Annotated in this window: 12 protein-coding genes; 9 read left to right on the top strand and 3 right to left on the bottom strand. The window is 68.4% G+C overall.

The genetic code is table 11. From position 1 onward, the window contains the following. Nucleotides 1-71: 71 nt before the first annotated feature. The 4 genes from MED15_RS08765 to MED15_RS08750 all read left to right on the top strand — a co-directional run bounded on the left by MED15_RS08765 (nt 72) and on the right by MED15_RS08750 (nt 5,846). The gene (locus MED15_RS08765; RefSeq protein WP_112603291.1) at nt 72-974 is read left to right on the top strand and encodes an SdrD B-like domain-containing protein; all 903 of its coding nucleotides are present in this window, start codon (nt 72-74) and stop codon (nt 972-974) included. A gap of 204 nt (nt 975-1,178) precedes the next feature. Beyond that, on the top strand, nt 1,179-1,949 hold the full coding sequence (locus MED15_RS08760) for an IclR family transcriptional regulator (protein ID WP_112586309.1): 771 nt from the start codon (nt 1,179-1,181) through the stop codon (nt 1,947-1,949). Between the two features lie 433 nt (nt 1,950-2,382). Beyond that, nucleotides 2,383-3,813 (top strand): extracellular solute-binding protein, encoded by a 1,431-nt coding sequence (locus MED15_RS08755; protein ID WP_112733764.1) that lies wholly within the window; start codon nt 2,383-2,385, stop codon nt 3,811-3,813. Continuing rightward, a complete protein-coding gene (locus MED15_RS08750) occupies nt 3,810-5,846 on the top strand; it encodes an ABC transporter permease (protein WP_112725790.1) in 2,037 nt (678 codons plus the stop codon). The genes MED15_RS08755 and MED15_RS08750 overlap by 4 nt, the downstream gene beginning before the upstream one ends. A gap of 101 nt (nt 5,847-5,947) precedes the next feature. On the opposite strand, the gene MED15_RS08745 is transcribed toward MED15_RS08750, so the two are convergent. After that, nucleotides 5,948-6,592 carry a TetR/AcrR family transcriptional regulator gene (locus MED15_RS08745; protein ID WP_244220416.1) on the bottom strand — a complete coding sequence of 215 codons (645 nt, stop codon included), beginning with the start codon at nt 6,590-6,592 and terminating at the stop codon, nt 5,948-5,950. 56 nt (nt 6,593-6,648) lie between these two features. On the opposite strand from MED15_RS08745, the gene MED15_RS08740 reads away from it, so the two are divergent. From MED15_RS08740 to MED15_RS08730, 3 genes are all read left to right on the top strand, one after another. Then, complete coding sequence (locus tag MED15_RS08740; RefSeq protein ID WP_112586303.1) at nt 6,649-6,942, top strand: hypothetical protein; 294 nt, start codon at nt 6,649-6,651, stop codon at nt 6,940-6,942. Next, on the top strand, nt 6,942-7,805 hold the full coding sequence (locus MED15_RS08735; protein ID WP_112586301.1) for a methyltransferase domain-containing protein: 864 nt from the start codon (nt 6,942-6,944) through the stop codon (nt 7,803-7,805). The genes MED15_RS08740 and MED15_RS08735 overlap by 1 nt, the downstream gene beginning before the upstream one ends. 95 nt (nt 7,806-7,900) lie before the next feature. Then, nucleotides 7,901-8,305, top strand: a complete 405-nt coding sequence (locus MED15_RS08730) for a hypothetical protein (protein WP_146758853.1) — start codon at nt 7,901-7,903, stop codon at nt 8,303-8,305. Between the two features lie 9 nt (nt 8,306-8,314). Here MED15_RS08730 and MED15_RS08725 read toward each other — a convergent pair whose 3' ends face one another. After that, nucleotides 8,315-9,259, bottom strand: coding sequence for a GNAT family N-acetyltransferase (locus MED15_RS08725; RefSeq protein WP_112735302.1), 945 nt, complete (start codon nt 9,257-9,259; stop codon nt 8,315-8,317). Beyond that, nucleotides 9,256-9,867 carry a dihydrofolate reductase family protein gene (locus MED15_RS08720; RefSeq protein WP_112586295.1) on the bottom strand — a complete coding sequence of 204 codons (612 nt, stop codon included), beginning with the start codon at nt 9,865-9,867 and terminating at the stop codon, nt 9,256-9,258. The genes MED15_RS08725 and MED15_RS08720 overlap by 4 nt, the downstream gene beginning before the upstream one ends. A 137-nt stretch (nt 9,868-10,004) precedes the next feature. Here MED15_RS08720 and MED15_RS08715 point away from each other — a divergent pair, with 137 nt between their 5' ends. Both MED15_RS08715 and MED15_RS08710 read left to right on the top strand, forming a co-directional pair. Beyond that, nucleotides 10,005-10,886 (top strand): LysR family transcriptional regulator, encoded by an 882-nt coding sequence (locus tag MED15_RS08715; RefSeq protein WP_112603333.1) that lies wholly within the window; start codon nt 10,005-10,007, stop codon nt 10,884-10,886. 73 nt (nt 10,887-10,959) lie between these two features. Next, nucleotides 10,960-12,141 (top strand): low temperature requirement protein A, encoded by a 1,182-nt coding sequence (locus MED15_RS08710; protein WP_112586291.1) that lies wholly within the window; start codon nt 10,960-10,962, stop codon nt 12,139-12,141. Nucleotides 12,142-12,166: the final 25 nt, after the last annotated feature.

Below are 12,166 nucleotides of genomic sequence, written 5' to 3'. Positions count from 1 at the left end.
AGTGGAGATCTTGATCTCCAGTCCGGCCTTCACCGTCCTGGGAGGGCCGTCACCCGCGACGTGAGGAACCTATGCGCCCTCGTTCCCTTTCCCGCTCGATCCGACGTACCTTCTCCACCTCGCTGGCCACCCTCGCCCTCGTCGGGGGCGCGGCGGCACTTGCTCCGGCCGACGCGGTGGCGGCCGGGCGACTCCAGCCCGATCTGGTCGTCGATCTGATGATGACCGACGTGCTGAATCCGGCGGAGGGCGAGACCTTCTCCGCCGAGATCGACATCCGGAACTACGGCACCGGAGCGTCGGACCCGATCAGCGTCACTGTCGCGGTGCCCGCCGGGCTCAGGACAACGACCCCGTCGGTCGGTGCCCCTGGCTGGACCTGCACGGCAGTGAGCACGACGAGCTACACGTGCTCGTATCCGCAATTGGCGGCCGGTGGTCGGGCGAGCCGGCTGTTCGTGCCGTTCGTCGTGGCCGGCGCGACACCGGGCAGCAGGGTGCCCATCACCACGAGCATCACCCCGCAACGCCGCGAGACGAACACCGACAACAACACCGAATCCGTCACGGTGGCGATCTCGGGCACGTGCGTCATCCGCGGCAGTGTGTGGCACGACCTTGACCGGGATGGGCAGCGCGAGGCGGATGAGCCGGCCATCGCCGGTGGCCCGGACGGCGTGTTGGAGGTGAGTCTGTCGAGTCCGCAGCGACAGGCAATTGGTGGTGGCTCGGCCACCGTCAACCCGGACGGAACCTGGTCGATCACCGCCCGCACCGAGCTGCTGTACGAGGTCCGGCTGGAGGCAGCCGCCACGTACGGCCGGAGTGTCGCAGACGTGGGTGACGACGCCACGGACTCGGACATCGTGAGGTCGTACCAGTTCGAGCCGACCCTGCTGGTCGCCAGCGCCGAATTCCAGGCCGTGCACGGCGGAGAGTACGTGGTCGACGCCGGCCTGGTCAGCCAGAGCTGAGCCTTCGCCGCCCGTCCGAGATGTTTCGGGCGGGCGGCGATCCGGACAGATGGCAGCGGCTGCCGATCGCCGTGCCGTCCAGACGGCTCCCATCGACGCCGAGTTCGGCACCTGGCGCCGGGAGCCGACGTAGATATCCTCTTCAGGTGCTGGCCCGCGTGAAGATCGTTGACACGGGTCCGGCACTGCGAAGGGACTATCGACATGCCCCGTGTGGTACCGGCGGTCATCCGCGCCCTCGACGTCCTCGAACTGTTCCTGGACTGCCCCCAGCTGTCGGCCCGCCAGGTGATGGAGCGACTCGACCTGCCGCGCACGACTGTCCACGAGTTGCTCGTGACGCTCGAGGCTCGCGCGTACCTGATCTCCATACCGGGTCAGCCTGTGCAGTATCGGCTCGGCATGCCGCTGTTCCAGCTGGGCGCGGCGTTCGCGGGTCGGCTTGATCTGGTACGCGAGGCGCAGGGCGTCGCGCGGGACATGGCCGCCGCGTGCGACGAGGCGGTTCATGTGGCGGTGCTCGACGGCGCCGATGTCATCTATCTCGTCAAGTTCGACAGCACCCACCCCGTTCGGATGGTTTCCGGGGTCGGGCTGCGGCTGCCCGCTCACTGCACGGCCGTCGGCAAGGTACTGCTGTCGGCTCTCGGCCAGGCGGACCTGGACGCCGTCCTGCTGAAGGGCCCTCTGCCGGGCATGACGCCGGACAGCATCACCGACCCGGATCTTCTTCGTGAGCATCTGAACCGTGTCCGGGTGGAGGGTGTCGCTGTCGACATCGGTGAGTCGGACACCGCGATGCGCTGTGTCGCTGCGGGGATCCGGGACCATACCGGCACCATCATCGCTGGGATGAGTCTGTCCGCACCGATCATTCGTTGGACGCCTCAGGTGCAGGTGGAGTGGACCGGGCTGGTTCGCGAGGGAGCGGCTGTGCTGTCGACTCGAATGGGTTACCGGGCGCAACCTCGGTAGGCACCCTCCCGCTTTCGGTCGAAACAACATCGAAACATTGACATCGCTCATGGCACTGCCCTAGCGTCGCGACCACTCGATACGGTATATCGAACCTAGTTCGAAATCTCGAACGGCGGTGGTCCTGTGACCCGACCGAACTGGAACGCCAGCGCTGCTGCCTCGACCCGGTCGCCGATCGCCCCACCTCGTCGCGCTACCCGGAGAGCGCCATCCGACATGTCTCGGGTGGCTTCGACGAAGCGCGCGTGAGCGGACGTCCCACGATGACGGGCGGGCCCGCTCACCAGCGCAGGAACCCACGAAGGCACTGATCTCGACGGGCGTCCCTCGGTGGTCGCCGGCAGAAACCAACTGCAACACAACCATCGCGGTGTTCGCCGGCTAGGCCTTCGGCGTGCAGCCGCGCGCGGGAAAAAGGAGGCGGGTGTCCATGGAGGACAAGTCGGGGTGGTCACGGCGCGGCTTTCTGGGGATGGGGGTGGGGGTGCTCGGCGCGGCCGGTCTGGCCGCGTGTGGGGACGGTTCCGAATCGCCCACCAGAGTGCAGGCGGAAGTTCCGCAGGAGCTGATCGACGGCGCGGCGGCGATGAAGGGCTCCTCGATGGGCATGCTGTCGCAGAAGCTGTACTCGACGACTGCGAACGAAGCCCTCGACAGCTCGATCAGGAAGTTCGCCGACACCACCGGAACGAAGATCGAGAACAGTCTGGTCCAGGCCGACGCCGGTGACGTGGTGGCCAAGATCGACGCGGAGGTCAAGGGCGGGGTGGCCCGTGACCTGGCGTTCATGACCGACTCGCGGTTCGTCGCGCAGTTCCAGGCGCTGGGCGACCTGGAGGACGTGACGGACGTCGTCAAGGCGCTGACCGCCAAGTACGGCGAACCCTGCGCAGAGGCCAAGAACTTCTGCGTCTTCGACGGCAAGTGGTTCGCCATCCCGTACCACTTCATCGGGATCGGGTCGTTCCTGCGCAAGGACTGGATGCAGGACAAGGGCATCTCCCCCAAGGACATCTACAGCTGGGAGGAGCTGCGGGACCTGTGCCTGGAGATCTCCGATCCGGCCAAGCGCCGGTTCGGCTGGGGCATGACGGTGAACCGGTCCGGTGACGGCAACGGAATGATCGAGGCGCTGATCAACGCCTACGGCGGGTCGATCGCCGCGAACGACGGCCGGAAGGTCACCTTCAACTCACCGGAAACGGTGCAGGCGGTGACATTCCTCGGCGACATCTACACCAACCCCAAGTACAAGCGGATGTTGCCGCCGGGAATCGCCAGCTGGACCGACACCAGCAACAACGAGAACTGGCTCGCCGGGATCCTCGGTTACACCCGCAACCAGTTCAGCGTCTACGCGGACTCCAGGACCAAGAAGAACCCGGTGCACGCGAACACCCACGTGTTCTCCGACTGCATCGGACCGGCGACCGACAACCCGCTGCTGCTCGGCCAGTCGCAGGGCTTCGTCGTCTTCAAGGGCGCCAAGAACCCCGCGCTCGCCAAGCTCCTGGCCCAGTACCTGGTCAGCGCGCCCGCGCTGCTCGGGGTCGCGAAGGAAGCACCCGGCCTGGTGATGCCCGCCTGGGAGAAGGTCTGGGACGCCGACCCGTTCTTCACCAGCGGCGACCCGGCGTTCCCCATGCTGCGCAAGATCACCGAATTGAAGCTGCCGCTGAACACGAAGAACGGCCTGGCCTTCCCGCAGAAGGCCAGCGCGGGCCAGCAGGCGGTGGGGTCGGCCTACGTCCTCACCGACATGATGCAGCAGGTCGTCCAGGGAACGGCGCCGGCGCAGGCCGTGACGGCCGCCCACGCGAAGATGGTGCAGATCTTCAACCAGCAGGGGCTGCCGCAGTGAGCTCGGTCCGTCCTGCGCGGGTCCCGACGGCGAGGAAATCCCCGCCGTCGGGACCTGGCTCCCTCACCGCGGTCCAACGGCGGCTGGGTCGTGACTGGCGACTCGCGGCACTGTTCCTGGCGCCGATGGCCGTGCTGGTCGGCGGGCTCGTTCTCGTGCCGATCGCCCGATCGATCATCACCAGCACCACCGAACGGCACGGGCAGGACAGCGTCTTCGTCGGCCTGGACAACTACCTCGCGCTCGTCGGCGACGACCAGTTCCACACCGGCGTGGTGAACTCGTTCGTCTTCACCGCGTACGCCGAGGTTTTCAAGGTCGTGCTGGGGTTGGCCGCGGCCCTGCTGCTGCACCATCGCCGCCGCGGGCGGGCCGTGCTGGCCGGGTTGCTCCTGGTGCCGTGGGTGGTGCCGACGGTGGTGACGGCGTTCAGCTGGCGTGCGCTACTCGACCCGATCTTCGGCAGCGTCAACACGCTGCTCACCGCCACCGGAATCGGGCCGCTGCTGGCCAGCGCCCACCTGGTCGACAGCTGGCCCGCGGGCTGGCTGTCCGACCCGTCGCTGGCCATGCCCTCGGTGATCCTCGTCAACGTCTGGAAGGGAGTGCCGTTCTTCACCGTGTGTTTCCTTGCGGGGTTGAAGGCCATCCCGGCGGACCTCTACGAGGCGGCGACCATCGACGGCGCCTCGGCGTGGCAGCGGTTCAGAAGCGTGACGCTGCCCGGACTACGCCACGTGATCACCGTGACGGTGACCCTGTCGTCGATCTGGACGTTCAACAACTTCGACCTCGTCTGGTTGCTGACGCAGGGCGGCCCGGGCGACGTGACAGCGCCGTACGTGCTCATCGCCTACTCGAAGGCCATCCTGCAGCTCCAGTACGGCGCGGGCGCGGCGGTCACGCTCGTCATGCTGCCGATCATCGGCGGGCTGGTGTTCGTCCTGGTCCGGTTGTTGCGCCAGGACACCAACATCAAACTGCCCCGGCGACGCCGGGCGGCGCGGTGGATCGGGACACAGCGGTGGGCCGCGACGGCGCGGAAGGCGCTGCCGTGGGTCGTCGCCGCGCTGGTCACCGGCCTGCTGGCCTGGGCGTCACCGCAGATCTTCTGGAAGGCGGCGGTGGTCCTCGGTGTGATTCTGCTGATCGCGGCGGGGGTCGGCCGGGTGGTCTCGACCCTCCAGTCCCGAGGTGGTCGCCGTTCGTCGTCAGCGGTGTCGGGCCTGGGTTCGTGGGCCGCGCTGGCCGGCCTGCTCTTCTTCGTGCTGGGCCCGCTGTACTGGATCGCCGTCACTGCCTTCAAGTCCGAGGGCCAGGTCGTCATGCGTACCGACGACCTGTGGCCGACGCCGTGGACGCTTGAGCAGTTCGGCGCCCTGTTCGACAACCAGCCGTTCGGCCGCTGGTATCTGAACACCCTGCTGGTGTCCGCGGCGTCGACAGCTGTGGCACTGGTCTGCGCCGCCCTGGCGGGGTACGCGCTGGCCCGGCTGCGGTTCCGCGGGGCGCAGGGCTTCACCGTCACTGTGCTGCTCACCTACGTGATGCCGGGCGCGCTGCTGTTCATCCCGCTGTACCAGATGCTCATCGGCGCCCGGCTCACCGACTCGTTGTGGTCCCTGGTGGTGACGTACCCGACCTTCACGCTGCCGTTCGCCACCTGGCTGCTGGTGGGGTACTTCTCGTCGATCCCCATCGAGTTGGAGGAGGCCGCGCTGGTCGACGGTTGCAGCCGGATCCAGGCGTTCGGCCGGGTGGTGCTGCCGCTGGCCAAGCCAGGGCTGCTGGCGGTCGCGCTCTTCACCCTGACCAACGCCTGGAACGAGTTCCTCTTCGCCTTCGTGTTCATCACGAAGGACGAGTACAAGACGCTCCCGGTGGGGATGCAATCGATGATCGCCGGAGACGTCGTGCCGCAAGGACAACTCGCCGCGGCGTCGCTGCTCGTCAGCATCCCCGTGGTGATCATGTACGCCCTCGGGCAGCGCTTCCTGACCGAGGGGCTCACCGCGGGCGCGGTGAAGGGCTGATCGGGGCCGTTAAAACGATGGCCCCACCGGCAACGCGTTCCAGCCGCCGCATCTCGATCAGCGCTGCTCTCTCGAGATGCGGCGGCGGACCGGACCATCCGCTAGTCGGTGCTGACGAGTAGGGCGCCACTCACGGTGTCCACATACCAGCGCTGGTACTGCTCCAGCCGCCACCCGCGTTGCCGAACGAGCCAGTCGAAGTTGCGGACGTCCTGAGCCAACCAGAGGATGTCGGCCACCTGCTCGACGTCCAGGTCAGGGCGAAGGCCGCCCGTGCCGACGAGTTCCGCGGCGAACATGGCCATTCCGCGGCGACGGTCGTCGATGTTCTTGCGCCAGATCTCGGCGGCGTCCGGGTCGGCCGTGGCGGCTCCGGCCAGCGCGAGCATCACCTGGGCCTGCCGGGCGTTCACCTCGGTCAGGTGCTGGGCGTAGCGCGCGAGCTTGGCGCGGGGGTCGGCGAGCGCGCGGATCTCGGCGACGAAGGGCCGGTCCGGCAGAGCCACCGGTTCGTCGTCGCCGGCCAGGGTGACGTCGACCAGTTGGGACAGCAGTTGCCGCTTGCTGCCGAACACCGCGTACAGGGTCTGGACAGCGACGCCGGCCTCCACTGCGACAGCGGTCAGCGGCGTAGCCGCATAACCGGGGTCGACGAACAGCCGGCCAGCCGCTTCGAGGATTGCCCGCCGGGTCTGTCGAGCCTGCTCCTGTCGGCGGGAAGAGTCGTAACGCCTCTTGACAACCACCCGTCGAGTGTAGTGCTCTATTCGATAGAGCTTAACTCTATCGAGAGGTGGCGGCCATGCCGTTCGGTGTGTTGCAGGAGATGCCCGGCGTCAGCGAAGCGGAATACCGGCAGGTCGAACGGCACCTCGGCCCCGACCGGCCGCTGGGCCTCGTCGCCCATGTCGCAGGGCCGACCGAGGACGGCTGGCGGATCATCAACATCTGGCAGGACGAAGCGGCGTTCCGCCGGTTCCAGTCCGAGCGACTGGTCCGGGCTGCGGGCCTGGCGGCACAGGAGGACGGCTTCGACCCGACGAAGGCAGCCCACTTCCGCTCGATGAGCGTCGACGGCACCGAGATGCCGTTCTGATGGCCGACACCGCCAGCCTGCGTTCCCGCAACGCTGCTTTCTGGGCGGGGGCAGCAACTGGCTGGATTCGCCACGCCGACAGACAGGACGAGGTCGGTCGGCCGCTGGGCGCACCGGCGATGGATCGACTGGCCGCACGGCCGGGCGAGCGGATCCTCGACGTGGGCTGCGGCTGCGGCGGCACCACCGCCGAGCTGGCCACGGCCGTCGGCGAGACCGGCGCAGCCGTGGGTGTCGACCTCGCTGAGGCGATGGTGACCACAGCCCGGCAACGGTTCCGTCCGGACCGGTACCCGGGCATCCAGTTCCACGTGGCCGACATCGAGACTGTCGATGTCCTACCGGGTGGCCCATTCGACGCGGCGTTCTCACGAATGACCCTGATGCTGCTGGCGGATCCGGTCGCCGGCTGCGCCACGATCCGGCGATCGCTGCGAACGGGCGGACGCCTCGCGGCGACAGTTTTTCGCGACGGAAGCGTCAACCCGTGGCTGTCCGCGGCGATGCTGGGCGCGGCACCGCACCTCGGGCCCCTGCCTCCGCTACCGATAGGTGACGAGCCTGGTCCACACTCCTTCGCCGACCCCGCGCGCCTCGCCCGAGTCCTCACCAGCGCCGGCTTCACCGCCGTCACGATCAGCGAGTGCGATGTCGCCCTGGAGGCTCCAGACGACGCCGACGCGGTAGCCGAATGGCTCATCGAGGTCGGCCCCGCCGGTGCCGCGTACCGAATTTCTGCACCGGACAGGCAGGCTTCGGCCCGAGCCGGGGCCGTCCGGCTGCTTGACCGGTTTCGTGGACCCGGCGGCGGCCACCGGCTGCCCGCCGGCCTCTGGCTCGTCACCGCGACAGCGGCGGCCTGACCGCCGTCGCCCGCACAGCTCAGCGACGGCCAGCCAGCCGCTTCGGCCCGTTCACGGGTCATCCACAATCAGCACCCACGTCAGGAAAACGCTTGATGAGAACGATCCGAACGCTCGCGCCGGCCCTCTGCCTCGTGCTGGCTCTGACGGCGTGTACCGACGCCGACGCACCCTCGCCCACCGGGGCCGCGGCGCCGGGCACCCCCACCGTGACCAACGCCGCGACCGACCCAGTCCGTGCGGCTCCGACAAACGGCTCCGCCCCTGCGTCGGCGGAGGAGGTGTGTGCCTACCTGGATGGCCAGTTGCCGACGCTGAAGGGGATCGGGTCCGAGACGGGCGCGATGGCCAACCTTACGGTGAACCTCTATTCCTGGTACGAGAAGCAGGGTCCCGTGCCGACCGGCCGCCAGATCGACGACCAGACCCGGCTGGAATGCCCGGCGACCCGGACCGAGGTGCTGAAACTCGCCGGCATGGAGAGCTTCGAACGGCTGTAGCCGCCGCGGCTACCAGGCCATGTTGATGGCGCGCTCGAAGTTGACGTAGCCGGCCCGGGCGAAGGCGTTCGCCATCGGGGCATTGCCCAGGTCGGTGGCGGCGCGGATGCGTGGCACGTCCTCCTCGGCCAGGATCCGGGTGCCCTCGGCGAGGAGGCCGTCGACATACCCCCGACCCCGGTGCTCCGGGACGACGCCGAGGTAGGCGATCACCGGGTGGTAGGCGTTGCGGGCCGGGACGACGAACCCGACGGGCTCGCCGTCTTCGCCCAACGTGCCGATGCGCCACCACTCACGAGGGCTGGAGTACGTGGCGAACTCCTGCTCGTAGTGCTTGACCGCGGCCTCGTGCGGGGACATCTGCGCCAGGTCGCCACGACTGTGCGCGTCCAGGGTCCCGTCCAGGGTGCGGGTCATCAACGCGATCAGCTCGTCGGTGTCGCCGACCGGGCGGAAGGCCAGGCGTCGGTCGGGCGTCGGTACGCCTGCCGCCGGGTTCCACTCCAGGCGGAGCCGTTCGACAGTCAGGTGCGCGCCGGTGTTCTCCAGTACGCCTATCCTCAGTCGCACCGCCCGGTACGCGTCCGGGTCCTCTCGCCAGTCCGCCGGAATGAAGCGGCCGTATTCGGGAGGGACCGCGCCGGGTGCCAGGACCTGCTTCGCGGCGGTCTCGTACAGCGCCTGTGCCACCTCGGTCAGGTCCTCGGCGGTGTCGTCGACGTCGAGGATGTCCAGCAGCAGCGGAGTGTCGTCGCCGCTGCGGCCCCACCAGGCGACCCTTGCCAGCAGTCGGTCGCCGCGCACTGCCACCCACATCCACTCCGGTCGGCGGCGCTTGTCGGCAAGGTCGTCGTCGAGCTCGTGATTGATGGTGTACGGCAGACGGTTGAACAGGGGGATCTCGTCCGGCCCGGTGATGGGACGGATCGTGACGGTGTCATGGGACGTGCTCATGCGGGCTCGTTTCCGGTCTGTGTGCGCGTGTAGGTGAGGAAGAGAGCGCCACTGTCCAGAACGGTGTGGTCGGTCAGGCGCCAGGTGCGTGGTGTGAAAACGGCGTCGCGGCCGAAGAGCGGGATGCCGGCGCCAATGGTCAACGGGGCAAGCTTGATGATCAGCTGGTCGATCTCGGGGTAGAGGGCACCGGCCAGTGCGCCGCCGCCGATCACCCAGACGTCCTTGCCGTCGTGCCGCTTCAGCTCTCGTACGGTGGCAATCGGGTCTTGGCCGATGACCTCGACGGCCGGGTCCGGGCTGCTGCCCAGCGTGCGGGAGAACACCAGGTGGCGCAGGTGCGGGTACGCGTCGGTCACGCCGGCCTTCAGGCCCACCTCGTACGAGTGGCGCCCTTCCAGCACAGTGTCGAACCGGCTGCCCTGGTCGGTGATGCCGAACGCCTGTCGGGCCGGACCGGGGAGCGTCTCCGGATATTCGCTCACGAGGTGGTGCAGGTAGTCGTCCGGGACGGGCCAGAACCCGCCGGGGCCGGTGGGGTCGGCGCCGTCGGGACCGGCGATGAAGCCGTCCAGGGTGGTGGCGATGTAATACACGAGCTTGCGCACGACGATCTCCTCGTTCAGGCTGCCGGATGCTGTTCGGCGACGACGTCCTTCAGCCTGCCCGGCGCGGCACCGGGCTACAAGATCACAACTGGTAACTTGCCATAACCCTTCGCTAATGGGTGGATCGGGAACAGTACATGGAACTCCGCGACATCGAGATCTTCCTGACCCTGGCGGAGGAACTGCACTTCACCCGCACCGCCGAGCGGCTGCACGTGACCCAGGCCCGGGTCAGCCAGGCGATCAAGAAGCAGGAACGTCGGATCGGCGCCGCGCTGTTCGAGCGGAACAACAGGCAGGTGACGCTCACACCGATCGGGCAACGGCTCTTCGACGACATTCAGCCCATGTACCGAGGTCTGCACGAGGGGATGGACCGGGCCAGGCTCGCCGCCCGCGGCAAGACCGGGGTGCTGCGGGTCGGGTCGATCGCCGTCAACCTCCACGATTTCCGCGAGTTGTTCGACGGGTTCGCCAAGGACCACCCTGAGTGCGAAGTGCAGCTCCGGCATGTCGACTTCGGCGATCCCTTCGGTCGGCTGCGCGCCGGTGACATCGACGTGCAGATCGTGTGGCTGCCGGTCAAGGAGCCGGACCTCACCGTCGGCCCGGTGATCTACACCGAACCCATAGTGCTGGCCGTCGGCGCAACCCACCGGCTGGCCGGCCGCAAATCGGTCTCCTACGAGGACCTGGCGGACGAGACGGTCATGGGCGGGGCCCGGCCGGACTACTGGCGGGAGATCCTGGTGCCCGTACGCACACCCAGCGGACAGTTGATCCCGATCGGCCCGTCGGTCTCCAACTTCCAGGAGATGATCCCGATCCTCGTCACTGGTGAAGCCGTCTCGCCCGTGCACGCCCAGGCCGCCCGCTACTACGCGCGGCCGGACATCGCCTACGTGCCCATCCACGACGCCCCGCCGGGTCGGTGGGGGCTGATCTGGCGTACCGGCAGCGAGACGGAACTCATCCGGTCGTTCGCCAGCGCGGCGCACCACCTCAGCGTCATCGAGTAGCCCGGCTGACACACCCCTGCCACGTGGTACGAATGCCGCAGAGCGCGCATAACCCCACAGGACGGGCGAGCCGATGACGACGAGTAGTGCGGGCAAGCTGCTGCGGAAGCCCGGGGATCCGCAACGGGCCACCTTCCTGGAGCTCTTCTTCGATCTGGCGTTCGTCTACGTGCTCACCCAGCTCGGGCGGGTGCTCAGCCAGGACCTCACCTGGCGTGGCACCTTCCACACGCTGGTGCTGCTGCTGGCGGTGTGGTGGGTCTGGTGCAGCACGGCGACGGTCCCGGACCGGTTCGACCCGCAGCGGCCGACGATTCAACTGCTGGTCATCGCGACTCTGGTCGGCAGTCTGCTGATGGCCGTCGCGCTACCAGATGCCTTCGGGGCGCAGGGCCTGGTCTTCGCGGGCGCGTACGTCGCCGTCCAGGTCGGTCGCAGCATCGGCCTTCTCATCGCACTGCGGGGCCACGAGCTGCAGCGCGGCGCCCTACGGGTGGTCATCTGGTTCTGCGCATCCGCTGTGCCGTGGATCGCAGGGGCACTGGCGCACGGCACCACCCGGGAGGCACTGTGGGTGCTGGCGGTGGCCATCGACTATCTGGCGGGAAAACTCCGCTACCTGACACCCGGCCTGGGCCGCTCGCCGCCGTCGGAGTTGCCGAGCGCGGCCGAACACCTGGCCGAGCGTCACCGACAGTTCTTCATCATCGCGCTGGGCGAGATGATCCTGGTCTCCGCGTCGACCCTCGGCGGCAGCGGCTTCGCACCCGACCGGACCACGGCGTTCCTGGTGTCGATCGCCGCCACGGTGCTGCTCTGGCGCATCTACATCTACCGTGCCGGGGAGTTGTCGGCGTCAGCCATCGCCAACTCCCGCGATCCAGCCCGCCTTGGACTGTCGGCGTTCTACGCCCACCTGGTCATGGTGGCCGGTGTCGTCGTCGCAGCGGTCGGCGCCGAACTCGTCATCGCCCATCCGTCCGGGCATCCTGAACCGGCCTGGATCGCGATCATCCTCGGCGGACCGGCGCTGTTCCTGGCCGGGCGCTCCCGCTTCGAGTACGTGGTCTTCAGCCGGGTGTCCCGGGACCGGCCCATCGGGCTGCTCGCCCTGGCCGCCCTGACGCCGTTGATGCTCCTCGTACCGCCGATCGTGGCTGCACTCGCCGCCGCCGTGGTCCTGGCCGGGGTCGCCATCTCGGACGCCGGCCATACGCGGGGACGCCCACCTGAGCCACCGTCGCCACCTGGATAGCCAGCCGAGACCACACCGGACCAAG

The organism is Micromonospora noduli, from assembly GCF_003264475.1.
Taxonomy (GTDB): Bacteria; Actinomycetota; Actinomycetes; order Mycobacteriales; family Micromonosporaceae; genus Micromonospora; species Micromonospora noduli.
The sequence above is the reverse complement of the archived record's forward strand: the minus strand, read 5'-3'. Positions and strand labels throughout refer to the sequence as shown.

Coding starts and splice junctions, on each gene's coding strand:
- MED15_RS08755 (WP_112733764.1), top strand. CDS start 2,383: ATGGAGGACAAGTCGGGGTGGTCACGGCGCGGCTTTCTGGGGATGGGG.
- MED15_RS08760 (WP_112586309.1), top strand. CDS start 1,179: ATGCCCCGTGTGGTACCGGCGGTCATCCGCGCCCTCGACGTCCTCGAA.
- MED15_RS08715 (WP_112603333.1), top strand. CDS start 10,005: ATGGAACTCCGCGACATCGAGATCTTCCTGACCCTGGCGGAGGAACTG.
- MED15_RS08710 (WP_112586291.1), top strand. CDS start 10,960: ATGACGACGAGTAGTGCGGGCAAGCTGCTGCGGAAGCCCGGGGATCCG.
- MED15_RS08735 (WP_112586301.1), top strand. CDS start 6,942: ATGGCCGACACCGCCAGCCTGCGTTCCCGCAACGCTGCTTTCTGGGCG.
- MED15_RS08730 (WP_146758853.1), top strand. CDS start 7,901: ATGAGAACGATCCGAACGCTCGCGCCGGCCCTCTGCCTCGTGCTGGCT.
- MED15_RS08740 (WP_112586303.1), top strand. CDS start 6,649: ATGCCGTTCGGTGTGTTGCAGGAGATGCCCGGCGTCAGCGAAGCGGAA.
- MED15_RS08725 (WP_112735302.1), bottom strand. CDS start 9,259: ATGAGCACGTCCCATGACACCGTCACGATCCGTCCCATCACCGGGCCG.
- MED15_RS08765 (WP_112603291.1), top strand. CDS start 72: ATGCGCCCTCGTTCCCTTTCCCGCTCGATCCGACGTACCTTCTCCACC.